Genomic DNA, 23,378 nt, shown 5'->3' with positions numbered 1-23,378 from the left:
TTTCAGGTTCATTTTCAGTATAAACTTGACGTAATTCAATGTTTTGAAATACTAAAAAAATCACCTGATTTACCTTAAATATAACTATTTATAAAAATAAAAGCCATAAAGTAGTGTAGGTTATAAAAATGGCGTCATCTTTGCGTTTTTAAAAATTATATAAATTAAATTACAATGAATACAGGAAAAGTAAAATTCTTCAACGATACTAAAGGATTTGGATTTATCACAGAAGAAGGTGTTGATAAAGATCACTTTGTACACATTTCTGGATTAATTGACGAAATTCGTGAAGGCGATGCCGTTGAATTTGATCTTAAAGAAGGTAATAAAGGATTAAACGCAGTAAACGTAAAAGTTATCTAAGATATAGACTTAAAAGTTTTACAAAAAAAAGCCCATCAAAAATTGATGGGCTTTTTTAATTCTATAATTTTAAAACTAACGCTTTACTCTAACAGGTTTTAATTGAATAAAACCTACAGCATCTAATACCTTTATGATAAGGTAAGTCACATCGATTTCATACCATTTTACACCAAAATTAGCTCTACTTGCGTATTTATGATGGTTGTTGTGATAGCCTTCTCCCATCATTAAAAAATCGAATCGGAATAAGTTTTTACTTGTATTTTTCATTTTAAAATTCACGTAACCATAAATATGTCCAAACCAATTAATAATAACGCCATGTATTGGTGCCATTAAAAACGTAATTGGTAATAACAACCATTGCCACCAAGCCGTTGCAAAAAAGGCAAAGAATAAAATGTATAACGAAATCCAAAGTAATCTCGAAAATCGTGAACTCGCGAAACTATCAAAGCTTTTCCATTGTGGTACATTTTTAGTAAAACGCTCATCGACTAAAATACGTTGCTTATTAATATCTTGATATATTGTTTTTGTTTTCCACATCATGGCAAACACATTGGCATCATACGATGGTGAGTGTGGATCCTTTTCTGTATCTGTATAGGCGTGATGCATACGATGCATAATACCATAACCATAAGCACTTAAATAACTAGAACCTTGAAAAATCCAAGTTAAAATAAAAGTGATACGTTCCATGGTTTTAGACATGGTAAAGACTTGGTGTGCAGCATAACGATGCAAAAAGAATGACTGAAAAAATAGACCTCCATACCAAAGCACCAAAACAAAAAGTAGTATAATCATAGTTGTTTTTTTGCAAAGATATGTACACACTTTATGCCAAACAATGAATCTAAATCAATAAAATTAGATCTGTTTTATGTGGTACAAATCACTATAATAATCTAAGTAAGACGAAAAATTAATTTAGACACGTTTTCTAATTCTGCTCAAGGCTTGAGCCGTAATACCAATATAAGAACTGATGTATTTCAGTGGAATTATCTTTAACAGTTCTGGGCGTTCTTTAAACAATTTTAAATACCGTTCTTCTGCAGTGAGGTTTAACAGGTTTTGTTCGCGACTAGATTTTAATAAAAAGAGACGTTCTGCTGTTAAACGTCCAATTAAGTTTCCAATTTGGGTGGTTTTATAAACATCTTGCAAATCTGAATATGTTATACTCAACAAGCTTGTTTCTGAAAGGGCTTGTAACTGATATGCTGAAGGCGTCTGTGTTAAAAACGAGTCATAAGCACTAATAAATTGGTCTTTAAAACTAAAGCCAAAAGTGATTTCTTTATCTGGATTATCCTTTGGAATAAATAAGCGTACCACACCAGATTCAATAAAGGAAATATGATTTTCTATCTCATTAACCTTTAAAAAAATGCTTTTCTTTTTAATTACACGTCGTTGAAGTTTAGACGTAAAGAAGTCCCAATCTGCTTGCGATATTGTTGCTATTTGGTCTAAATGCGCTTTAATTTGTTCCACGATTTATTGAAGGCTAATTAACAAAAATGTAAAGATATAAATTCATATAATCTTTATGATGAAAAATAATACGAATCAACTATATATGAAGTCTTACTGACAAACTCTATTATTTATACTATTTTTGTAGCGATAATTCATAAAAGTAGTCAAATCAATATATTACTTTTACACTATATTAAAATTTAAAACATAAAGATGATTAGAAGTTTCATAAACAAATTATTTAATCTTAACAAAGCAAGCGAAACGAAAGAAGGAACCGTTAAATTTTTTAATGCAAGAAAAGGCTTTGGATTTATAATACTAAAAGATTCTGATGAAGAGATTTTTGTTCATACAACTAATGTAATCGGTAAGATTAGAGAAAAGAATAAAGTAACTTTCAATATTGAAAAAGGTAAAAAAGGCCTAATAGCTACGAATGTTCGTGTGATAAAAAAATAAATAGCATACCAACTTAACGCATGTAGAGCTACTTACTACTGTAAAAATTATTTTTTATGTCCAAACGTTTTTCCGATTTAGGAATTAATGAACAACTACAAAAAGGTTTAGCTGATTTACAAATTTCAGTTCCAACCGATATTCAAGAAAAAGCTATTCCTGCGGTATTAGATCATTCAAAAGATGTGGTCGCTTTAGCTAAAACAGGAACAGGAAAAACAGCTGCATTCGGACTTCCATTACTTCAGTTAATAGATGTAAAAAACACTAATATTCAAGCTGTTATTTTAGCTCCAACACGAGAGTTAGGTCAGCAGATAAGTGCTAATTTATCAGCCTTTTCGAAATATATGCCAGAAGTGGAGATAGCTACAGTTTGTGGTGGTATTCCTATTAAACCACAAATTGAACGCTTACAAAATACTACACACATCGTTGTAGCAACTCCTGGTCGTTTGGCCGATTTAGTAAAGCGAAATGCCGTTGACATCTCTAATATTTCATTTTTTATTTTAGATGAAGCGGACGAAATGGTTAGCGCTTTAAAAGAAGGGCTAGATGCTATAATTAAAGAAATCCCAAAAACAAGACGTACATTACTGTTTACGGCAACTATGCCAGGCACTATAAAACAATTAGTGCAAAATTACATGTCTAAACATGTCAATCATATTGAAGCCGATATGGCAACGGTTGGACATCAAGGTATAGATCATCAATTTGTAGTGGTTGAGCCTATTGAAAAACTAGATGTTTTATTGCATTTCTTAAATTCTAAAGCTGGGCAACGTGGTATCATTTTTTGTAAAACAAAGGCTGCAGTCAATAAATTAGGTAAAAACTTAGCGATTAATAAATTCTCATCTGGTGCTATACATGGTAGTTTAACACAAGGGATTCGCGATCGGATAATGGGACAATTTAGAGATGGTCACATTGATATTTTGGTGGCGACGGATTTGGCTTCACGTGGACTAGATATTAAAGCGGTTGAATTTGTAATTAATTACCACTTACCAGATACCTACGATGCTTATGTTCATAGAAGCGGTAGAACGGCAAGAGCAGGAGCAAAGGGCTTAGCTTTAACCATTTTGCAACAGGAAGAAGTTATTGATATTGACAATTTTGAAGACGAATTGGGTATTGAATTTAAAGCATATAAAAAAGCAGACACTAAAAGTATTGAAGAAAACAAAACCTTGTTGTGGGCTAAAAAAATATTTAAAACCAAACCCAACCGAAATATTTCTGAACAATTAAGAAAAGAAGTCAGAACCGTATTCCATCACTTAACAAAAGAAGAGTTAATAGAGAAAGTATTAGCAAATCAAGTCGCTAACACCGCATTAGATGCACAAAAATCTGACGATTCTAAACCTAAGAAAAAGAAAAAACAGTAAGCGTTCTTAATATAAAGCTCTAAAAAATCAACATCTAAGACTTAAGTAAAGGGCCTAAAACTTCCCAAACTGTATTGGCTAATATTTTATGGCCTTCTGCTGTGGGATGTATGCCATCATTTTGGTTGAGTTCTTTTATACCTCCAACATCTTTTAGAATAAAAGGAATAAACTCTAAGTCGTTTTTTTCGGCAATATTCATAAAGACCTGTTTAAAATCTTGCGTGTATTCTTGTCCCATGTTAGGTGGCAATTGCATACCGGCTAATATAATTTTAGTTTTAGGGTTTTTAGATTTTACAGCATCAATAATAGACTGAAGATTCGAGGCCGTTTCTACAAGGTTAACACCACGAAGTCCATCATTAGCTCCTAACTCTAATATAAAGATATCAATCTCTTGGTTTAAGATCCAATCAATTCTTCCTTTTCCACCTGCCGTAGTCTCTCCACTTACTCCAGAATTCACCACGGTATAATTCAAGTCTAAAGAATCTATTTTCTGTTGTAAAACACCAGGGAACGCATCATTAGTATCGTCTAATCCGTAACCAGCTGTAATACTATCACCAAAGCATAAAATAGTTTTTGCAGTCGTTTCAGAAGTTTCTGTGTTTTCTATTTGTTCAGAGGACTGTGGTTCTGTAGCCGTTTTATCCGATTGGTTATTGCCACAAGCAACCAATAAAAAGGCTGTTATAAAATAACAAAACTTTATGAGTTTAGAGACCTTTGAAATTGGTAAAATTAAATGCAAATGATTATTTTGAGCCTTCGACATAAAGAGTCTTAATTAAAAATTGATATGCCAAAGATATTAAACATAACTGGTCTAGAGAAAACTTATTCTAGCGGTAACAAACAATTAACAGTACTACAAAATATTTCGTTTTCTGTAGAAAAGGGACAAACGTTTTCTATAGTTGGACCTTCCGGAAGTGGAAAAACAACCTTACTAGGTTTGTGCGCTGGCCTAGATCAGCCAAATTCTGGGAGCATAGAGTTGTGTGGTCAGGACTTAAGCACTCTTAATGAAGATGAACGTGCACAATTGCGTAATAAGAATGTGGGGTTCATATTTCAAAATTTTCAATTACTACCAACACTTACAGCGCTTGAAAATGTAAGTGTTCCATTAGAATTACAAGGACATAAAGATGCTGTTAAAAATAGCCTGGCTTTACTAGATAAAGTAGGCTTAGCAGACCGAGTGCATCATTATCCATCGCAATTATCTGGTGGTGAGCAACAGCGTGTAGCGTTAGCAAGAGCCTTTGCCAATGCACCTTCTATTTTATTCGCGGATGAACCAACTGGAAATTTAGATGAGGAAACTGGCGAAAAAGTCATTCAACTGTTGTTTGAGCTCAATAAAGAAGCTGGAACGACTTTAGTCATCATTACGCACGACTTAGATTTAGCCAATAGAACACAACAAATATTAAGACTTAAAGGCGGCCAAGTTTTAACCAACGAACGTACAGCTGTACTGTAAACATTACATAACACATGAATAAAAATACAACCTGGCTTTTTAAAATGGCCTGGAGAGATGCCAAAGCAAGCAGAGTACGTTTGTTGTTATTTATGGCTTCTATAATTTTAGGTATTGCAGCTGTAGTATCTATTCAATTATTTAGTGCCAATCTCAAAGACAATATAAAGCTTCAGTCTAAAGCCCTAATGGGTGCAGATTATATCATTGATTCAAAACAAGAACCAACAGAACGTGCACAAGCGCTTATAGATTCGTTACAGCCAGATGCCAAGGAGATTAATTTTGTGTCCATGATTGCGTTTCCAAAGAATGGAGGCACTAAACTTGTTAAAGTACGTGGCTTAGGAGGAGATTTCCCGTTTTACGGAATTATAGACACACAACCTAGCGCTGCTGCAGACACGTATCAAGATAAAGGTGGAGCATTAGTTGACGCCACATTAATGCTTCAATTTGATGTAAAACCTGGAGATTCTATAAAAGTTGGTGCGGTAACGCTTCCTATTTTAGGCGCCTTAAAAGCCATTCCTGGAAGTACTGCTATTTCTACTTCGGTAGCACCTCCAATTGTAATTCCTTATGAATATATTGAACAAACAGACCTCCTACAGTTTGGAAGTCGAAAGGAATATCAGTTTTTCTATAAAACCAAAGAACCTATTGATTTAGAACAGTTTGAAGACATTATAGATCCACAATTAAAAGCTGAAGAGGCCGATTTAGATACACATACAAGTACAAGTGAACGCTTGGGAAGACGCTATGATAACGTTGGGAAATTTCTAAATCTTGCGGCTTTTATTGCTTTATTATTGGGCTGTATTGGGATTGCAAGTTCTGTTCATATTTATATAAAAGAAAAATTAAAAGCCATAGCTGTTTTAAAATGTATGGGAGCATCGCGAATGCAAAGTTTTCTCATTTTTTTAATTCAAATTGCTGGTATTGGTATAGTTGGTGGTTTAATCGGATCGCTGATAGGTATTGGACTTCAAGAATTATTTCCTTATATCTTACAGGACTTTTTACCATTCTCAGTTGAAATTTCAATTTCTGCACAACCCATTTTAATTGGTATTTTTCTTGGACTATTTATGTCTGTTCTATTTGCACTATTACCATTACTTAGAACCTGGTATGTTTCACCATTAGAGGTGTTACGCGTTGATGAAAAAGGAGCACAAGAACCTCGTAAAGTGCGCTATGTAGTAATCGGAGCCGTTCTGTTGTTTCTATTTTTATTTTCGTTTTGGTTATTAAATGATGCCCTTTTCGCCTTAGGTTTTATGTTTGCCACATTAATAGCCTTTGCTGCCTTAGCTGGTGTAGCAACGTTGTTTATTAAAGGAATTAGAAAGTATTTCCCAAAACGATGGGGTTTTACGGCGCGACAAAGTTTATTGAACTTATTTAGACCTAACAATCAAACCGTTGTTTTGGTGGTTGCAATTGGTTTAGGAACCTGTTTAATCAGCACCTTATATTTTACCAAAGATATTTTATTAGCTAAAACTGAAGTAGATCAAAGCACTGATAATGCCAATATTATTATTTTAGATGTACAATCAGAACAGCAAGAAGCTATAGAAAATCGTATAACTGAAAACGACTTATCTATTGTTAATAGCATACCTATTGTTACCACAAGGATTCATAAAATAAAAGGACGTCTAGCAAATGAATTACGACAAGACACCACCAAACAAATGCGAAATTGGGTGTTAAACCATGAGTTCAGAAGTACTTACCGTGAAACGATGATTGATTCAGAAGAACTTATTGCCGGCGAGTGGACATCTCATGCAACACCAAATGCTCCTATTGTAATTTCAATATCAGACAACCTTGCTGAAGACGGCATAGATATTGGCGATAATATAACTTTTAATGTCCAAGGAGTGCTGATGGAAACTACGATTGGAAGTATTAGAAAAGTAGACTGGAGACAGCTTCAACCCAACTTTAATATTGTATTTCCTGCTGGAGCTCTTGAGCAAGCTCCTCAGTTTCGTGTCATTTCAACTTATGTACCAGATGAAGCCGCTTCTGCAGCATTACAACGCGATTTAGTGGCAGAATTTCCTAATGTGTCTATAATAGATTTACGACAGGTTTACACCATAGTCGAAGATATTTTAGATAAAGTCTCTTGGGTCATTAATTTTATGGCATTTTTTAGTATTACCACTGGTATTATAGTATTAATAGGCTCAGTCCGAACGAGCAAATACCAACGCATTAAGGAAAGTGTTTTATTACGAACACTTGGTGCTAAAAATGGTCAGATTTTAAAAATTTCGGCGTTTGAATATTTATTTTTAGGATTATTAGGTAGTTTGGTAGGTGTGCTATTAGCTTTAATAAGTAGCCTCGCATTAGCACTGTTTCTATTTAAAGAACCTTTTACGCCATCCTTTATTCCATTTTTAGTGTTTTTACCAGGCATTACGGTATTGGTTTTAGCCATTGGTTTAAGTAATATCCGAACTGTTATTCGAAGTTCTCCCTTAGAAGTATTGCGAAGAGAAGGGTAGATGAGTATATTTTATTTAGGGTTAGACTACAATAATACACCTATTACATATTCTTAAAAAATAAGTATATTTAAACCTGTCTAACCTTTTGATAATTAATGCTTAAGTATTATACATCGTTCTTATTTGTTTTCATAATTGCTATTCCTCAATTATGGTCGCAAATCACCATGCCTACTAGTGAAACCGCTTTTAGACAATATGAACAGATAAGTGATTCTATGGCCATTGCATTTCCGGATAACGCTATACGAACGTTTCGACGTGCTTCCTTTTCTGATGCAGAAATGCAGAAATACTTGTCACTGCATTTTAAACGTTTAGATGTATTAAATCATATAGAAGGTCATACTAAATTTGTTTTAGATAGTTATTTACATTCTGGAAATTGGTTTAGAGAAGTGGGGTTTCCAAAAGAATCGATAAAATCGTATCTCGACTTTTTTAGGTATTATGAAACTCACGAAAACGAGCTTACCTCTATAGAGCGCGAAGGCTTTTTGGAAATGCGTAGCTATGCTAGAAGCATACTCGCTGAAAGCTATGCGAAACTCGGTCTATTAGATAGTGCGGCACTACAACACAAAACCAATATAGCATTTAGTAAAAACTTAAATTACATCTATCATCCGTCATCCATAAACAATTACGGACTATTTTTTTATTGGCACAAAAAAGACCTCGATTCCGCAATGTACTTTTTTAAGCGCGCTTATGCTTTAACACAAGCTAAATTCCCCAAGCATACACTAAATGGGAGCATACGCGATAATATTGCTGACATATATACAGAACAACAATCTTACGACGATGCGCTGCCACTTTATGAGGAAAATTTTAAGTTTTTTAAAACGGCTATTAATGAAAAAACGTTAGCAAAGGATATCCCTAGATTAATTAGCGCTGGTGCACAACTCGTCTCAACTCAAACCCATTTAAATCAATTAAATGCTGCACAACAAAATTTTAAAGCGTTGGAAGCTATTGTAGATTTTAATGAAACCAAAGCTAATGTAACCACCAGCTCAAAATTAGAATTTCTGAAAGCAAAAGAACTATTACTACGCACTCAAAACAACATTTCGGAGGCTTATGATACAGCACGGCTAATAACACATGTTTCTGATAGCTTACAAGAAATTTCTAATTATGCAGACAAAAAGTGGCAAGAGGAATTAAATGACATTACCATAGACAAAATTGAATTGAATTTTAAAATAGACCGTATTCAAAAAGAGAATATGATAAAAAGCCAACGAACTAAACTTTGGTTTATAGGGCTATTGTCGTCTATTTTTATCATCCTTTTGGTTACGCTTATTATCAGTAGGAGGCAACATCTTACCAATGCAAAAAATAAGCAACTGCTGGCAGAGCAAAAACTTGAGAATTCAGCATTAAAAGTAGAACAGCTTAATTCAGAAATAAAATCTAAGGAGCGCGACTTGTCAGATTTTGCTATTAAATTAACGCAAGATCAGGACTGGGCTAAATCACTTGCTGAACAATTGGAAGTGATTAAACAAGCTAGTTCGGCAGATCGTGCTGTTTTAATTAATGAATTGGATACCGCTATTTCTAATAAAATAAGTGTGGATGGCGATACACAAGAGTTTTTTGAACGCTTAGATAAATTGAGTGATACCTTTTATAGTGAGCTTACAAAACGTTATCCTAATTTAAGTAAAAACGAAATTAGACTATGCTCTTTAATTCGCTTAAAAATTGAAAGTCGAAGTATTGCTACCCTTCAAAATATCACTTTGGCATCCCTAAACACAAGTCGTTATCGCTTACGAAAAAAATTAAACCTCTCTGAAGACACCGATTTAGATTTCTTTATTCAAAACTTATAAACACTTATACAACAAGCACTTAAGACACACCTTGATTTGTTGTCTATTAAATGTCTATCGCTTGTACATTAGTGGTCTATTCCTATTATACGGTGGATTCCGACTTAGGTTATACATTAGCTGTGTTCTACTTAAACTCCATATTTCTGTAGAAAAAGCTTTAACCATTTTAATTATTAAGTATAACTCTAAAACCGTATCACTCATGAAAACATGTCTTTTTGGTTTAATTTTTTTAGGACTAACCAACCTTAGTACAGCACAACACGACCTAGCAATGGCGACCACTCAGTTAAATGACGAAAAGTTTACGTCAAGCAGCAGTTCTATTTCAAATGAAAATTATTTAAATTTAGAAGTTGAAGCTGCTCAACCTTTGGCTATCTGTATTAAAAAATTACAGAAAGTAGCTGCAGATTTTGATGTCACTAAAGATCCAGTGTACAGCAAAAATAAGTCTATAACGTATACGGTTAATTTTCAGTCTAACGAAAATCGTATTACTGCAGTTTATAATACTCACGGTATTATTCTAAACTCAGAGGAATATTATGAAGATGTAAGACTTCCTGTAAAAATAAGTAACCAATTGGCTAAAGATTATCCAGGTTGGGCTTTTCATTATAGTACTTGTAACGTTAGCTATGATCATGATAAAGGCTCAGAAATCACATATACAATAGATTTAAAAAAGGAAAATAAACATAAATCTATTTCCCTAACGATTTAGTATATGCCACTTATTTTTCTAAATTGAAAGCAGTACATTTTGTACTGTTTTCTCTTTTCAGAAAAAAACCAAGTGATAGCTGTCTTGTCGTTATGACACTTTTAAAATATAAGGTCGTAAGATTTTCTGAATATCTAGACTATCTTTTTGTGGAATAAGATACGTAATGAAATCATCTAAATGATTCACTTGTTCATCATTATCAATAAAACCATATCCTAAATAAGATCCGTCTTTAATCATTACAAAAGCAGTTTCATTAGCTTGCCTTCCTTTTTCTTTTAAGATGATATCGTCCTTTTGATTAGACATGTCGTGAATAGCTTCAAGAACACGGTTATTGTAACTTTCTACAGATTCTTCATCTCTGCAAATTCCTTTACAGTTTTGAATACTATAATGAGAACACTCTGAAACGGACTCTTGTAAATGGCAGTACTTAGGACATAAATTAAATTTAGCACAAACCTTTTCTACGTAAGACCGTAAATCTCTAATATTGAAAAACGTAATAATAGGATTCGGTACCAAACGGCCTTTATTGCTGGCTAAGTGTAAAATTCCTTTTCGATCTTCATACGAGAAAATAGCAAACGTTTGAACCGTTCGTTTGGATAATTTATTATAAGTCGGAAAATGATGCTTAATAGCTGCATCTTCCATTAATAAGGCAATAAGTTCACTTCCTGAAACCTCAAAATCGATATCTGCGGTTTCTCTTACCATGTCTTGGGACTTTTTAATCTTGCTGTAAAAATGACTTAATACACGCTTTTTGAGATCTTTAGCTTTTCCAACGTAAATGATTTTCCCTTTTTTATCTTTAAAGTAATAAATACCTGCAGCATGTGGCAAGGCTTCAAAAGTGGCTTTTGGTAGGTTAGGAGGCAAGGTTGCTTCTCTAGAATTCTTATTTAGAAATTCGTTAAATACTTCAGAAGCTTTAGTTTGCTGCAATAACAATTCGAATAAAATGACGGTCGCTTCTGCATCACCTCTGGCTCGGTGTCTTCCGACCAAATTAATATCTAAGGCTTTACATAGTTTCCCTAAACTATACGACCGGTGTCCTGGTAATAATCGTCGAGATAATCGAACCGTACACAATTTTTTTCGTGTGAATTCTAAACCAATACGCTGAAATTCACCATTAATAACCTTATAATCAAAGTTGACGTTGTGAGCTACAAAAATAGTATGTTCAGTTATGCTCAAAATATCTTGTGCCACCTCTTCAAAACGTGGAGCGTCTGCAACCATATGGTCATCAATACCTGTCAGGGCAGTAATATGCTGAGGAATGTAAGTTTCTGGGTTGACTAAAGAAGTGAACTCATCTATTACAGTATTGCCATCGTATTTAAATATGGAAATTTCTGTGATGCGATTACTTTGCCCTGTGGTTTCAACGTCGATAATAGTATAAATCATATTAACTTTTTATTGTGGTTATTTGCATCAATAACTAAATGTTTAGCGTCAATAACTCACTGTAGTTTCTCTTACTTTTATAATAGTAAATCAAAGCGGTTTACTTCAACAACTTAAAAACTATAGAAATTATGGATAAACCATGGCAAGATAAAGCAAAAGGCAATTGGAATATTGCGAAAGGAAAACTAAAACAAAAATGGGGCGAACTTACCGATGATGATTTAGATTATGCAGAAGGTAAGGAAGATGAAATCGTTGGAAAAATTCAGAAACGTACAGGTGAATCTAAAGAACGTGTAAATGAGTTTTTAAATGACATAAAGTATTAAAACGCCTTTATTTATAGAATAAAAATCCCGAGTTAATCGGGATTTTTTTTATGTGTATTCTTTAAGTTAACTATGCGTTCTTCCTAATCTCTTTTACAATGTTGCGATCTTTTTTTATGTGATTCAAAACCACGTTTCACTCAATGCTTCGAGGGCTTTTGCTTCTTTTTAAAAGTACTCCTTACTGTCTACAATAATAGCATTTATAACAAAAGTGAGGCAATTTCTTCCCAAGTCGCTACTCTTTTATAGCCTGTATCTTCAACATTGTGAGGTGAGTTAAATAATAACGTGTCACCTTCAAATTTTTCTAAATTATAGGTTCTATCGTCAATGAGTAAGTCACCATTTAAAATAAATTTATCGCCACACATTATACGATGTTGCCAAGTAATGAAGGGCATGTGCTCATCTAACCACTCGCTTTTTTCTGTTAATGAGTTTGGAAATTGTGTGGCCGCAGTTGCAATATACACTTCATGTTTATTGTAAAGAGCCTCCATAACTAATATACTATCTTTTATAGGAGCTAGATCTCTAAAAAATCCAGGTTGTAAAGCGTGCTTTCTAATACTATCGTGATGAACTTCGGGCACATTTTGCCACATTTCGCCAGACGTAATATGATTGATGTGTAATTCTTGTTGGTGTTCTTTATTATATAACTCTATGTGTTTGCCATACGTATCGGCTAACACATCATCCATATCTACAAATATTGTCATTGCATTTTTTTTGTAAAGTTCCAGAAAATGAAGTTTAGAGCCAAATAATAAAAGTAGTTTTAATGATAATTTAATGTTACACTAAATTTAATGCCGTGTTATCATTTGTCCTTATTATTTTCAATATCTAACTCAAGATTCTCATTATGATCGCTACCAAGACTGTGATGACGGTTTTCTTCATCAGAATGTCTATCATTTGTAATTGGTCTTGCGTTACGTCCACCAGGAATATCTAAATTCTTAGCAGCAAAATCGGGCTCATTTTCTCGTTTTTTAAGAATTTCATCATCTCCATTGTCTTGTCTTAAATTCCCAGATTTGTCACCTAAGGTTTTTTTTGTCTTCTTCTGTAATATCTGAATTGTACTGGTTTTGTTTGCTTTCTTTATTCATAAGTCTTTCTTTTTTAAGGTTTGATTCAATTTAAAAATAAAGACTTACGACTATTGACTTGGACGCATAAATTCTTGATGGATTTGCTTAAAGCGAAGTGTTTTAATACAGTGTGGTGAGACTAGATCACTTTAGGTGGCGTACAAGATTAAAAAGACTCCAATCATAATGCCAGTAAGCGGCACTAATTTTTTACGCTTATTTTGTTCCTTAAAAATTAAACCACCGACAACCACAGCAATTAGAATCTGACTTCGTTTTACGGCAGACAACAACATAATTAAAGCATCAGGATCTTGCAAAGCTTTAAAGTAGAAGTAATCTGCAGCGACTAACAACACACCAACAGCAATAATGGTCCAACGAAACGTGAAGGCTTTTCGTTTTTCTGGAAAAGGAAACCAGGTTATGGATAAAATAATAAATAGTATTAAAACGGTATAAAAGCAAAACCAAAATTGTAAGGTTTGCGGAGTTAAAGATAAATTCTGAATTAAAAACTTATCATACAAACCACTTGAAGCACCTAAAAACGTAGCGGCAATAATAGCAAGAATCCATTTGTTGCGTTTAAAGATGATGCCTTCTTTCTTGCCGATTTTTGAATATAATAACACCGAAAAAATAATAAGGAAGAAACCAAGCCACTGAAATGTATTAGGTTGCTCTTGGTAAATTAAAATCGCACCGATAAAGGTGAAAAACGGCCCAGCAGATCGAATAGGTGTAACAATAGTTATAGGCAAATGCTTTAAGGCCTGATAAGCCAATATCCATGAACTTGCCATGATAGCTGATTTTATTGCAATAAATCCATGAACTTGCCACGATATCTCTGAAATATACAACTGCATTTTTATAAGTTGTTCTTCAAAAAAAATAGAACCTAAATAGAGCGGTAATAGCACTAAAAAACCAGAAAAAACAGTACCAAAAAGCACAGGAAACACCTCATTGCCCTGTACGGCATGTTTTTTACATAAGTTGTGTAAGCCTAAAAAAAGGGCGGCTAATAAGCCTAAATAAATCCACATATCGGACACGATTTAGAAGTAGTTTATTGTTGCGAAGAAGTCAATGTTAGTTTAATTAAACGTGTGACGGATCTCTCCGGTTGCAGATGCTTTTAGTAACAGATTGAATTGTTTTATGCTGTCGAAATTTTGAGTGATGGCCTCAGAAACCGCAATCCCAGAAATACCAGTTTCTAATATATCTGTGACATCATCTGTAGTAATATGACCACAACCTATAATTGGCGTTTCTGATATTAATGCATTATTAATAGCGGTATAGCCTTCTATACCTAAAGTGATAGTTGAACTATCTTTCGTTGATGTTCTAAAAGGTTCTAACGTAATATAATCGATGTCTTTAACAAGTAATGCTTCACAATCTTCTAAGGTGTTTGCTGTGGCACCAATAATTTGCCAGGTATGTAAATGTGGTCTGATTTCAGTAGGGCATAGGTCTGATTTTTCTAAATGTACACCTTCGGCTTTTACGACTTTAGCTATTTTATAATTCCCATTGATGATTAATCGGGTTTGAAAATGAAACGTGATATCTCTAGCCGCTTTGGCAATCTCTAAATATTTAGCCTCCGGAACATCAGTTAAATGCAATTGTACTAACTCGATACCAGATGTACATGCACTTTGAATATTTTTAAGGTGATCTTCAGGAGTGTTTCCTTGAGATATGTAATGTAATTTAGATATAATCATGTTATGGTATCTTAATAATAAGCCTGCTCATTAAATGCGGCGCAAAAATACAAATGTTTAGTGGTGTAGATCAATAATTTTGAATTGAAATAGGACTAAAACAAAAAGCCTATAAAAAATTTATAGGCATATGAAATTTCTAAAATTTCAATATCAAACTTTTACCAGCTTTTTCCCTGTAACGTCGAAATAAATAGGCTGGTTTAATTTGAAGAGTTCTGTTTTTAATACTATAGCTTGGATCAAAAGGTATATTGCTTTTAGTCTGCTGAAGCTCCAGAAGCTGCTATATTTTGTAAGGCTTGAGAAATCGTTGTTAGGGTTTCGTCATTAGTATCAATATCATGTCTTTCAGCTATATAAAAGGGATCGTTGTATAAAATTTTCACCTCTCCGTTGCTGTCTTCATAAACTAACATTTTTTGAGGTAATTCTAAGGCTGTCGTTTTTGACGCTGACATCAATGGTGTTCCTAATTCCGGATTTCCGAAAATTATAAGTTTAGCAGGCATCAAATCCATATCAACACTTTGGGCATTGGCCTGGTGATCTAATTCTGCCATTATAGTAATATTGTCTAAACCGTTTAAAGTTGATATAATCGAATTATAAGTGCTATCGAAATCGGTAGTACTTGTTACGGACATAATTCCATCAGTTTGTTGGGTATTTACAGCATTTAAAATCACTTCTTTAGTGGTTGCAGTGCTTACGATATTTGAAAGTGCATCTGCAATCATAGTTGTAGTTGATAAATTTCCCAAATTATGCCTATTAATTATATAATCTATAGAATTATATGTAACAACGGTATCTCCATCTTCATCTCTATAAACCGTAATTCGCTGAGGAAGATCTAATCCGGCTTCAATATTATTCTGCATCACGGGAGTTCCTAAAGCCGGATTTCCAAAATATACTGTTTTTGTAAAATCTAAAGATAAGCCAACATTTTGTGCGTTTTCAGAGTGGTTGACTTCTGCAACAATACCAATATTATCATTAGAGTTTAAATTAGAAATAATAGTGGTATATATGTCAGCAGGTGCATCGCTGGTTTCTATATATCCAATACCAGCTGTGTCTGGTGTATTGTTAATTAGATACCGCTCGTTGTCATTATTATCTTTACAGGCTGAGACTAATAATAATAATAATGCGCTGAATAAGATTGAAGTTAATGTTTTTGGTTTCATGTTTTTTGCTTTACTGTTTTCTTTGTACCCAATATATTCAAGAACAATCACTATTATTATCGCAATACATTTTAAAATTGACTATAATCAAACTGATGTCATGCTATCACTAAAAATAACTTTTTTAAAGTAAAAGCATCCCTGTTTTAAATATAAAAAGCCTGCAAACATAAAGTTATACAGGCTTCTCGCTATTAATCAACTTAGGGAATTGATTATTTTAATGTTTCTAATAATTTTTCTGCAACTAACTCTGACGATGCAGGATTTTGCCCAGTAATAAGGTTACCATCTTGTACGGCATAAGGCGCCCATTGGTCGGCATTTGAATATAAAGCTCCGTTTTCAATAAGCATATCTTCTAATAATAACGGCACAACTTCTGTTAAACCCACTGCAGCTTCTTCAGAATTAGAAAAACCAGTCACTTGTTTACCTTTTACTAAGGCTGAACCGTCTTCATTTTTCACGTCTTTTAAAACTGCTGGTGCATGACAAACAAAAGCAATAGGTTTATTTTGGCGATCGAACTTTTCAATTAATGCTACTGAATTAGCATCATTAGTTAAATCCCATAAAGGACCATGACCTCCTGGATAAAATACAGCATCAAAATCATCTGGATTCATAGCTGCTAAAACTTTAGTGTTTGCTATTTTATTTTTGGCTTCTGCGTCCTTATTAAAACGTTCAGTAGCTTCAGTTGCTGCATCTGGCGAATCACTACTTGGGTCTATTGGTGCAGCACCTCCTTTAGGGGTTGCTATTGTTATAGCCGCGCCTTTATCTAATAAGGTGTAATAAGGACTTGCGAATTCTTCAACCCAAAATCCTGTTTTCTTTCCTGTATCTCCTAATTTATCGTGAGATGTTAATACAAATAATACCTTCATTTTCTTTTCTGTTTTTAATTCTTTTTTTGCTTCTGAAACGGTTTCAGAAACGTTATGTTTTTTACAACTTGACGCTGTAATTAATGATAGAATTACTACTACGGTTTGCAGTGTTTTCATTTTTGTAATTTCTATTATCAGTTTGAGTGTTAAAAAAGCTGTTCTCGATACATCCCGACGGAAAAGCCGGGATACTCGAACTGACATTTAGTTTAAAATTAGTAAGCCATTTTTACAATTTTTTCTACTTTATCTGGAGACAATGATTGATGCTCACCTAAGGTTTTCCATCCACGATCCGTAAAACGTTTTGCTATTTCTTCAGCTGTACCTTCATAATCTTCTGTATACTCCGATAGTTTCGTCTTAATACCTAATTCATGGAAAAATTCAGTTGTTTTTTCAATAGCCGCGTACGCTTTATCGTCTATGCTACCTTCGGTTATATTCCAAACACGTTCTGCGTATTGTGCTAATTTTTCCTTTTTTGCTTCAAAATTAAATTTGTAATGGCTTGGTGCAATTATGGCCAAAGTACGCGCGTGATCTATTCCAAATAACGCCGTTAACTCATGTCCCATCGCATGCACAGCCCAATCCGTAGGCACTCCTTTTTGGATTAATCCGTTTAAGGCCATCGTACAACTCCACATAAAATTAGACGCTGCTTTATAATCTGTTGGGTCTTTTAATACTTTTGGAGCCACTTCAATAATGGTTTGTAAAATGCTTTCAGCAAAACGATCTTGCAACAGCGCTCCAATTGGATACGTCATATATTGCTCTAAAACATGGGTGAATGAATCCATTAATCCATTGGCCAATTGACGTTCTGGAATAGAGGTAATCACCTGAGGGTCTAATATGGAGAACTCAGGAAATAATCCTGGCCCTCCCATAGCTAATTTTTCTTTGGTTTCTGCTCTTGTAATAACCGAACCTGAATTCATTTCAGAACCAGTTGCTGGCAAGGTTAAAATCGTTCCAAAAGGCATTCCTTTTTCAGTTCTAATGTTTTGGGTTAAAATATCCCAAGGAGTATCACCTTCATATAAAGCTGCAGCTGATAAAAACTTAGTCCCATCAATGACAGACCCACCACCAACGGCTAATAAATACGTAATATTTTCGTCTTTTATTACTTTTAAAGCCTCTAGTAATTTAGCGTATTCTGGATTTGCCGGAATACCGCCAAACTCTACAACATCTACTTTAGACAAAGCTGTTTTTACCTGATCGTAAATGCCATTTTTCTTAATACTTCCTCCGCCGTAAAGCAATAATACTTTAGCGTCTTTAGGGATTTCGTTTTCTAGTTTTTCTATCGTGTCCTTTCCAAAAATGATTTTGGTAGGGTTTTTAAATTCAAAATTGTTCATAATTCTTTATTTTATAATTTCATTAATTTCTATTCTTCAAAGTAGTAACAAATCGGTTTTAAACCTCTACTACCATTTTTCCTTTGTTTTTACCATCAAATAAATCGATGAATGCTTGTGGAATATTATCGAAACCTTCTACAATAGTTTCAGAATAGGTCAATTTATCTTGTGCTAACCAATTTGATAATTGTTCAATCGCTTCAGGAAATTTATCTGTATAATTAGAAACAATAAAGCCTTGCATTAAAGCACTATTTTTGACTAAGAACGGTTGTACGCTTAAACTTTTTGGTACTTCTGTGTTATTATACACCGAAATCGCTCCACATACAATAATTCGTGCTAATCTATTAATGTTAACTAATACAGCATCTGAGATCGGTCCACCGACATTATCAAAATAGATATCTACGCCATTTGGTGCCGCTTCTGCAATGGCAGCTTTCATATCTTTTGTTGTCTTATAATTGATACCAGCATCAAAACCGAACTTACTTTTAAGAAGCTCTATTTTTTCATCTGTACCTGCAATACCAATAACCTTAAGTCCCAGTATTTTTCCAATTTGTCCTACAACAGAACCAACAGCACCAGCTGCTCCAGATACAACTAAGGTTTCTCCTGCTTTAGGTTTTCCGATTTGAGTTAATCCTGTGTAAGCTGTTAAACCTGTCATACCAAGAATACCTAAATAGGCAGATAATGGAGCTTTAGACGGATCTACTTTTGTGAGACCTTCGCCATGTGAAATTTGTTGTGTTTGCCAATTTAACATCCCAGAAACATAATCTCCGGATGCAAATTTGTCATTTTTAGATTCAAGTACTTTTGCAACGACACCAGACTGAATCGGTTTATTGAGTTGAAATGGTGGCACATACGATTTAGCATCACTCATACGTCCTCTTAAATAAGGATCTACAGAAACATATTTGGTTTCTAATAGTAATTCTCCTTTAGCTAATGCGGTATCAATTTCCTCTGATATAAATTCGAAATCTGATATTGAAGGCTTTCCTTCTGGTCTATTTTTTAATAAAATGGTCTTTGTCATAATTTAATGTTTTTAGTCAATTACTGATACTAGTTCTTCCATTGGTTTTCTCACTTTTACAAGGTTTACTAACCAATCTTTATCTTCTTTTCTGTAGCCAAGTGGTAATAATACGGCGCTACGTAAGCCTTTTTCTCTTAACCCTAAAATTTCATCTACAGCGGCGGGATCAAAACCTTCGATTGGAGTGGCATCAACACCTTCAAAAGCAGCAGCTGCTAAGGCTTGTGAAAAAGCGATATAGGCTTGTTTGGCAGCGTGATTAAAATTTTCTTCGGCATCTTTTTGTGGATACGAGCTCAATAACATTTGTCGGTAATTTTCCCAACCTTCATTTTTAAAACCACGGATCTCATTGGTTAAATCGAACATGTAATTAATTCGATCTTCCGTATACGTATCCCAAGCTGCAAAGACGAGTAGGTGAGAGCAGTCTGTAATTACCGATTGGTTCCAAGCAACTGGTTTAATTTTTTCTTTTACATCTTGATTTTTAATCATGATAATTTCAAATGGTTGTAAACCGCTTGATGTTGGTGCTAAACGTGCTGCTTCTAAAATGCGTTCTATTTTATCTTCTGCTACTTTTTCACCATTCATGGCTTTAGCCGCATATCTCCAATTTAATTTATCTAATAATTCCATATGATTTTTTTACTTAATTGTTTTTGAAATTTGTTTTATTTCGTCTGAAGTCAAAATGACTTCAGCACGAATTGAATTCTTTGCTAAGTTGATCATTGCTTGAGCAATGTCTTCTGTTTCAATAATTTTATATTGCTTCAACTTTCCTATAAATAAGGGTTGAATAATCCTAAATATAGCTAGACCTATGTTTTCCAATAGTCGACTTTCTTTACGATTACCACCAATTAGTGAGGGTCTTAAAATAAAAGTGTTTTTTATATGTTGTGCTAATACAGCGTCTTCCATTTCGCCTTTCGTTTTATTATAAAAAACCTTACTGTTTTTATTAGCTCCCATTGCTGAGATCACTAAAAACGTATTTATATTATTTTCCTTGGCGAGCTTTGCAGCTGTTACAGGAATTCCATAATCAATCTTTTTATATAGATTTTTATCTGGAGTTTTCTTCGCTGTTGTACCAATACAACAATAAACTTCATCGGCTATAAATTGCGACTTGAAATCTTCTAACGTTAAAAGGTCACCTATAAATTGCGTGACATTACTAGGTAGGTTTTCAATTTTAGAACGCGAAAACAATAGGATATGACCATAACTATCATCATCAATTAATTTTTGAAGCAATAGGCTCCCGGTTAAACCAGTTGCGCCTAATATGATGGCTGTCTTTTTCATCTTAATGACACATTTTGATACTGCTCCAAGCCGATTGGTAAGCATCATTTAATTGCGATTGATCTAATTTTAGAACACCTCTTTTTTCTGACATCATTAAAAATGATAGTGGATTAATAGAGTAGGCGTACAACATGTAGTTGGTCATTGGTTTTATAATACCTTCTTTTTTTCCGCGTTCCCACAGATCGAGTAGTGGCTGTAGGTGTTTTATACCTTCCTGTCTACTTTCCTCATCTATTATGGGAGTATTATCACACTGTGCTAAAAACATAGCATGCTCGCATTCGTTGAGTTTAAAATCAGCGATACGTTTCCAAATTAATTCAAATCCCGCTTCAATTGGCATATTAGGCTCAAAATTGGCGAAAGCATAGTTGGTATACTCAGCCTTAACATCTATATAAGTTTGATTCACTAAATCTTGTTTGTTTTCGAAGTATAAGTAAATCGTTGCTGGTGACACCTTAGCCATTTTAGCAATTTTACTCATGGGTGTCGCATGAAATCCGTTGTTGTTAACCAATTCTATGGTTGCCTTAACCAGTGCATTACGTTTGTCTATACTTTTCTGAAGTTTTGCCATTGTGTTTAATTCTGATGCAAATATACGATAAAAATGAACGTTCATTCTTTTTTTTAACAAAGGTTTATACTTCTCAAATTTTGAAAAATTTAAATGGCCTTAAAGTAATTCGTCTAAGCGCTCAGCTAGGGGATAATTGGAGAATTAATCTTACTTATAGTAGTAACCGGTACAAATACCCAGTTTAAAAAATACTCATTTCTGAATGTGTTGTCACTTCTTCAAGTAATTTCATCGCTTTACAAGAATTACCATGTTCGTTAAGCAATGGACTCCAAACGGCTATGGTATAATTATCTGGATATAACGCCACAATGCCACCACCAACACCACTTTTACCAGGTAACCCAACTCTAAAGGCAAACTCTCCCGATTCATCATAGAAACCACATGTTAACATTAAGGCATTGATTCGTTTAGATTTATTTACGGTAATAATTGGTTTTCCATCTGATACTTTACAACCATCATTCGCTAAAAACATAAAAGTGTGTGAAAGTTGCTGGCATGTCATTTCAAGCGAACACATATCAAAATAAAAGTCGAGGACGTCATCAGGATCGTTTTTAATATTTCCTAAGGACTTTATAAAATTACACAGCGCGACGTTTCTAAAGCCTGTACGTTTCTCAGAATCTGCTATTTTATCGGAGTAGGTAAGGTTTGGTAAATCGCTTAAATCGCGTACAAAATGAAGAAATGCTTCTTTTGCATTATCCAATTGCGAAATTAATATATCGCAAATCACAATGGCACCAGAGTTTATAAACGGATTACGAGGAACTCCTTTATAGGTTTCTAGCAACAATAAAGAGTCGAATTTAGTACCCGATGGTTCCACATCTACACGTTCCCATAGCGTCTCACCAACTAACTTGTATGCTAAGGTTAGTGACAATACTTTAGCGATACTTTGTATTGAAAATTTCTCTATATGATCGCCGATTCCTAAACTTGTACCATCTAAACAAGTCATATGAGCACCAAATTTTGACGGCGCTACATGGGCTAATTCAGGAATGTAGGTCGCTATTTTACCATCATTGTCCTTTTGTTGAATTTCATGATAGGCGTTTTCTAGAATATTTTTATAGCTGAAGTTCATCTCGTTATATTGCGATATAATGTAATAATAAGAAAATATATTTATGTAAAGCAAATAAATAGTAAAAAGCACCTGTCATTTTTTCAATTTTTACTGTGCTACAAATAAATCTTAATTACTTTGTTTATATTGTGATAATTTAAGTTCTTGCGCGATTAATTTTTTTAATAAAATGGATAACCTAATAACGTTTTCAATCACTGTATTTACGGGTTTTTTTGCTATTACTAACCCCATCTCAAACATGACTGTTTTTTTATCACTTACACAGGGAGACGATAGAAAAACCAAGCAGGACATTAACAAGCGTGCTAATATAATTGCCTTTATTATAGTAACCGTATTCATTCTTCTTGGTAAGTTTATATTCGAATTATTCAATATCAGTATTCCAGCATTTAAAATCACAGGAGGCATATTAATTTTTTTCATAGGTTTTGAGATGTTACAGTCTAAAAAATCTAATGTAAAAAACATAAAAAATGTAGATGAAGACGAAAACATAGCGATCTCTCCACTTGCTATTCCAATTTTAGCAGGACCAGGAACTATTGTTACGGCAATGAATTTTGTTGCCAATGTCGAGCCTTTAAAAATATTTTTAGTGATTGCCATTTTTGGATCCATGAGCATCATTACGTACGTCACCTTTAGTTTGAGTAGTTATGTGGTTAAAATTGTTGGAAATAATGTCATCTCTGTAATAGGTAAACTCATGGGTTTAATCATCGCCATTATTGGTACAGGTATGGTGATTCAAGGGATTAAGATTTCGTTTAGTTTAATGTCATAAAAGTAATTATGCCTAGTATTTACTCGCGATAAAAATCGAAGTATTTCGTTAATGCTCATCTACTCACCTAATAATCGTTCAATTTATTTTTT

At 33.8% G+C, this 23,378-nt stretch carries 24 protein-coding genes; 9 read left to right on the top strand and 15 right to left on the bottom strand.

Features of this window, described 5'->3' with window-relative positions:
* Positions 1–174: 174 nt before the first annotated feature.
* Positions 175–366: a cold-shock protein gene (locus K1X16_RS12165; RefSeq protein ID WP_195871900.1), complete on the top strand. Its 192-nt coding sequence runs from the start codon at positions 175–177 to the stop codon at positions 364–366.
* A gap of 75 nt (positions 367–441) precedes the next feature.
* Here the strand turns inward: K1X16_RS12165 and K1X16_RS12160 are convergent, their stop codons facing one another.
* Both K1X16_RS12160 and K1X16_RS12155 read right to left on the bottom strand, forming a co-directional pair.
* Positions 442–1,182, bottom strand: coding sequence for an acyl-CoA desaturase (locus K1X16_RS12160; RefSeq protein WP_225036461.1), 741 nt, complete (start codon positions 1,180–1,182; stop codon positions 442–444).
* 123 nt (positions 1,183–1,305) lie between these two features.
* Positions 1,306–1,875, bottom strand: a complete 570-nt coding sequence (locus K1X16_RS12155; protein WP_195871898.1) for a Crp/Fnr family transcriptional regulator — start codon at positions 1,873–1,875, stop codon at positions 1,306–1,308.
* Between the two features lie 198 nt (positions 1,876–2,073).
* On the opposite strand from K1X16_RS12155, the gene K1X16_RS12150 reads away from it, so the two are divergent.
* Together K1X16_RS12150 and K1X16_RS12145 are read left to right on the top strand one after the other, a co-directional pair.
* A complete protein-coding gene (locus K1X16_RS12150; RefSeq protein WP_262902572.1) occupies positions 2,074–2,322 on the top strand; it encodes a cold-shock protein in 249 nt (82 codons plus the stop codon).
* A gap of 56 nt (positions 2,323–2,378) precedes the next feature.
* Entirely contained in the window at positions 2,379–3,725 is a 1,347-nt protein-coding gene (locus K1X16_RS12145) for a DEAD/DEAH box helicase (RefSeq protein ID WP_225036460.1), read from the top strand.
* Positions 3,726–3,759: 34 nt separating this feature from the next.
* On the opposite strand, the gene K1X16_RS12140 is transcribed toward K1X16_RS12145, so the two are convergent.
* Complete coding sequence (locus K1X16_RS12140; RefSeq protein WP_195871895.1) at positions 3,760–4,506, bottom strand: arylesterase; 747 nt, start codon at positions 4,504–4,506, stop codon at positions 3,760–3,762.
* Between the two features lie 24 nt (positions 4,507–4,530).
* Between K1X16_RS12140 and K1X16_RS12135 the strand changes: the two genes are divergently transcribed.
* The 4 genes from K1X16_RS12135 to K1X16_RS12120 all read left to right on the top strand — a co-directional run bounded on the left by K1X16_RS12135 (position 4,531) and on the right by K1X16_RS12120 (position 10,343).
* A complete protein-coding gene (locus K1X16_RS12135; RefSeq protein ID WP_225036458.1) occupies positions 4,531–5,220 on the top strand; it encodes an ABC transporter ATP-binding protein in 690 nt (229 codons plus the stop codon).
* A gap of 44 nt (positions 5,221–5,264) precedes the next feature.
* Positions 5,265–7,757 carry an ABC transporter permease gene (locus tag K1X16_RS12130; protein ID WP_225036563.1) on the top strand — a complete coding sequence of 831 codons (2,493 nt, stop codon included), beginning with the start codon at positions 5,265–5,267 and terminating at the stop codon, positions 7,755–7,757.
* A 98-nt stretch (positions 7,758–7,855) separates the two neighbouring features.
* Positions 7,856–9,613, top strand: coding sequence for a transcriptional regulator (locus K1X16_RS12125; RefSeq protein ID WP_225036456.1), 1,758 nt, complete (start codon positions 7,856–7,858; stop codon positions 9,611–9,613).
* Between the two features lie 205 nt (positions 9,614–9,818).
* Positions 9,819–10,343: a hypothetical protein gene (locus tag K1X16_RS12120; RefSeq protein ID WP_195871892.1), complete on the top strand. Its 525-nt coding sequence runs from the start codon at positions 9,819–9,821 to the stop codon at positions 10,341–10,343.
* A 90-nt stretch (positions 10,344–10,433) separates the two neighbouring features.
* Here the strand turns inward: K1X16_RS12120 and K1X16_RS12115 are convergent, their stop codons facing one another.
* On the bottom strand, positions 10,434–11,774 hold the full coding sequence (locus K1X16_RS12115; protein WP_225036454.1) for an exonuclease domain-containing protein: 1,341 nt from the start codon (positions 11,772–11,774) through the stop codon (positions 10,434–10,436).
* Positions 11,775–11,905: 131 nt separating this feature from the next.
* On the opposite strand from K1X16_RS12115, the gene K1X16_RS12110 reads away from it, so the two are divergent.
* Positions 11,906–12,106, top strand: a complete 201-nt coding sequence (locus K1X16_RS12110) for a CsbD family protein (RefSeq protein WP_225036452.1) — start codon at positions 11,906–11,908, stop codon at positions 12,104–12,106.
* A gap of 203 nt (positions 12,107–12,309) precedes the next feature.
* On the opposite strand, the gene K1X16_RS12105 is transcribed toward K1X16_RS12110, so the two are convergent.
* The 11 genes from K1X16_RS12105 to K1X16_RS12055 all read right to left on the bottom strand — a co-directional run bounded on the left by K1X16_RS12105 (position 12,310) and on the right by K1X16_RS12055 (position 22,493).
* Positions 12,310–12,831 (bottom strand): 5' nucleotidase, NT5C type, encoded by a 522-nt coding sequence (locus tag K1X16_RS12105; protein WP_225036450.1) that lies wholly within the window; start codon positions 12,829–12,831, stop codon positions 12,310–12,312.
* A 527-nt stretch (positions 12,832–13,358) separates the two neighbouring features.
* Positions 13,359–14,261 carry an EamA family transporter gene (locus K1X16_RS12100; RefSeq protein ID WP_195871887.1) on the bottom strand — a complete coding sequence of 301 codons (903 nt, stop codon included), beginning with the start codon at positions 14,259–14,261 and terminating at the stop codon, positions 13,359–13,361.
* A 51-nt stretch (positions 14,262–14,312) separates the two neighbouring features.
* On the bottom strand, positions 14,313–14,954 hold the full coding sequence (locus tag K1X16_RS12095; RefSeq protein ID WP_225036448.1) for a thiamine phosphate synthase: 642 nt from the start codon (positions 14,952–14,954) through the stop codon (positions 14,313–14,315).
* Positions 14,955–15,214: 260 nt separating this feature from the next.
* Positions 15,215–16,150 (bottom strand): DUF302 domain-containing protein, encoded by a 936-nt coding sequence (locus tag K1X16_RS12090; RefSeq protein WP_225036440.1) that lies wholly within the window; start codon positions 16,148–16,150, stop codon positions 15,215–15,217.
* A 215-nt stretch (positions 16,151–16,365) separates the two neighbouring features.
* On the bottom strand, positions 16,366–17,163 hold the full coding sequence (locus tag K1X16_RS12085) for a type 1 glutamine amidotransferase domain-containing protein (RefSeq protein ID WP_225036438.1): 798 nt from the start codon (positions 17,161–17,163) through the stop codon (positions 16,366–16,368).
* 98 nt (positions 17,164–17,261) lie between these two features.
* Complete coding sequence (locus K1X16_RS12080; RefSeq protein ID WP_195871883.1) at positions 17,262–18,422, bottom strand: iron-containing alcohol dehydrogenase; 1,161 nt, start codon at positions 18,420–18,422, stop codon at positions 17,262–17,264.
* Positions 18,423–18,480: 58 nt separating this feature from the next.
* The gene (locus K1X16_RS12075; protein WP_225036433.1) at positions 18,481–19,479 is read right to left on the bottom strand and encodes an NADP-dependent oxidoreductase; all 999 of its coding nucleotides are present in this window, start codon (positions 19,477–19,479) and stop codon (positions 18,481–18,483) included.
* A 12-nt stretch (positions 19,480–19,491) separates the two neighbouring features.
* Positions 19,492–20,124, bottom strand: coding sequence for an NAD(P)H-dependent oxidoreductase (locus tag K1X16_RS12070; protein WP_195871881.1), 633 nt, complete (start codon positions 20,122–20,124; stop codon positions 19,492–19,494).
* A gap of 9 nt (positions 20,125–20,133) precedes the next feature.
* Positions 20,134–20,802 (bottom strand): NAD(P)H-binding protein, encoded by a 669-nt coding sequence (locus tag K1X16_RS12065; protein WP_225036431.1) that lies wholly within the window; start codon positions 20,800–20,802, stop codon positions 20,134–20,136.
* Position 20,803: 1 nt separating this feature from the next.
* On the bottom strand, positions 20,804–21,388 hold the full coding sequence (locus tag K1X16_RS12060; RefSeq protein ID WP_195871962.1) for a TetR/AcrR family transcriptional regulator: 585 nt from the start codon (positions 21,386–21,388) through the stop codon (positions 20,804–20,806).
* 184 nt (positions 21,389–21,572) lie between these two features.
* Positions 21,573–22,493, bottom strand: coding sequence for a glutaminase (locus K1X16_RS12055; RefSeq protein WP_195871879.1), 921 nt, complete (start codon positions 22,491–22,493; stop codon positions 21,573–21,575).
* Between the two features lie 172 nt (positions 22,494–22,665).
* On the opposite strand from K1X16_RS12055, the gene K1X16_RS12050 reads away from it, so the two are divergent.
* Positions 22,666–23,286 (top strand): MarC family protein, encoded by a 621-nt coding sequence (locus K1X16_RS12050; protein WP_225036430.1) that lies wholly within the window; start codon positions 22,666–22,668, stop codon positions 23,284–23,286.
* Positions 23,287–23,378 lie beyond the last annotated feature (92 nt).

The sequence above is a fragment of the Winogradskyella sp. SM1960 genome (assembly GCF_020179375.1).
GTDB classification, from domain to species: domain Bacteria; phylum Bacteroidota; class Bacteroidia; order Flavobacteriales; family Flavobacteriaceae; genus Winogradskyella; species Winogradskyella marina.
This window is presented reverse-complemented; position numbering and strand designations above follow the sequence as displayed.

What these genes read in the sequence shown, in the direction of transcription:
- K1X16_RS12095 (WP_225036448.1), bottom strand. Translation starts at nt 14,954, where the DNA reads ATGATTATATCTAAATTACATTACATATCTCAAGGAAACACTCCTGAA.
- K1X16_RS12145 (WP_225036460.1), top strand. Translation starts at nt 2,379, where the DNA reads ATGTCCAAACGTTTTTCCGATTTAGGAATTAATGAACAACTACAAAAA.
- K1X16_RS12105 (WP_225036450.1), bottom strand. Translation starts at nt 12,831, where the DNA reads ATGACAATATTTGTAGATATGGATGATGTGTTAGCCGATACGTATGGC.
- K1X16_RS12075 (WP_225036433.1), bottom strand. Translation starts at nt 19,479, where the DNA reads ATGACAAAGACCATTTTATTAAAAAATAGACCAGAAGGAAAGCCTTCA.
- K1X16_RS12070 (WP_195871881.1), bottom strand. Translation starts at nt 20,124, where the DNA reads ATGGAATTATTAGATAAATTAAATTGGAGATATGCGGCTAAAGCCATG.
- K1X16_RS12125 (WP_225036456.1), top strand. Translation starts at nt 7,856, where the DNA reads ATGCTTAAGTATTATACATCGTTCTTATTTGTTTTCATAATTGCTATT.
- K1X16_RS12165 (WP_195871900.1), top strand. Translation starts at nt 175, where the DNA reads ATGAATACAGGAAAAGTAAAATTCTTCAACGATACTAAAGGATTTGGA.
- K1X16_RS12120 (WP_195871892.1), top strand. Translation starts at nt 9,819, where the DNA reads ATGAAAACATGTCTTTTTGGTTTAATTTTTTTAGGACTAACCAACCTT.
- K1X16_RS12100 (WP_195871887.1), bottom strand. Translation starts at nt 14,261, where the DNA reads ATGTGGATTTATTTAGGCTTATTAGCCGCCCTTTTTTTAGGCTTACAC.
- K1X16_RS12140 (WP_195871895.1), bottom strand. Translation starts at nt 4,506, where the DNA reads ATGTCGAAGGCTCAAAATAATCATTTGCATTTAATTTTACCAATTTCA.
- K1X16_RS12135 (WP_225036458.1), top strand. Translation starts at nt 4,531, where the DNA reads ATGCCAAAGATATTAAACATAACTGGTCTAGAGAAAACTTATTCTAGC.
- K1X16_RS12090 (WP_225036440.1), bottom strand. Translation starts at nt 16,150, where the DNA reads ATGAAACCAAAAACATTAACTTCAATCTTATTCAGCGCATTATTATTA.
- K1X16_RS12130 (WP_225036563.1), top strand. Translation starts at nt 5,265, where the DNA reads ATGGCCTGGAGAGATGCCAAAGCAAGCAGAGTACGTTTGTTGTTATTT.
- K1X16_RS12150 (WP_262902572.1), top strand. Translation starts at nt 2,074, where the DNA reads ATGATTAGAAGTTTCATAAACAAATTATTTAATCTTAACAAAGCAAGC.
- K1X16_RS12050 (WP_225036430.1), top strand. Translation starts at nt 22,666, where the DNA reads ATGGATAACCTAATAACGTTTTCAATCACTGTATTTACGGGTTTTTTT.
- K1X16_RS12160 (WP_225036461.1), bottom strand. Translation starts at nt 1,182, where the DNA reads ATGATTATACTACTTTTTGTTTTGGTGCTTTGGTATGGAGGTCTATTT.
- K1X16_RS12115 (WP_225036454.1), bottom strand. Translation starts at nt 11,774, where the DNA reads ATGATTTATACTATTATCGACGTTGAAACCACAGGGCAAAGTAATCGC.
- K1X16_RS12110 (WP_225036452.1), top strand. Translation starts at nt 11,906, where the DNA reads ATGGATAAACCATGGCAAGATAAAGCAAAAGGCAATTGGAATATTGCG.
- K1X16_RS12085 (WP_225036438.1), bottom strand. Translation starts at nt 17,163, where the DNA reads ATGAAAACACTGCAAACCGTAGTAGTAATTCTATCATTAATTACAGCG.
- K1X16_RS12080 (WP_195871883.1), bottom strand. Translation starts at nt 18,422, where the DNA reads ATGAACAATTTTGAATTTAAAAACCCTACCAAAATCATTTTTGGAAAG.
- K1X16_RS12065 (WP_225036431.1), bottom strand. Translation starts at nt 20,802, where the DNA reads ATGAAAAAGACAGCCATCATATTAGGCGCAACTGGTTTAACCGGGAGC.
- K1X16_RS12060 (WP_195871962.1), bottom strand. Translation starts at nt 21,388, where the DNA reads ATGGCAAAACTTCAGAAAAGTATAGACAAACGTAATGCACTGGTTAAG.
- K1X16_RS12055 (WP_195871879.1), bottom strand. Translation starts at nt 22,493, where the DNA reads ATGAACTTCAGCTATAAAAATATTCTAGAAAACGCCTATCATGAAATT.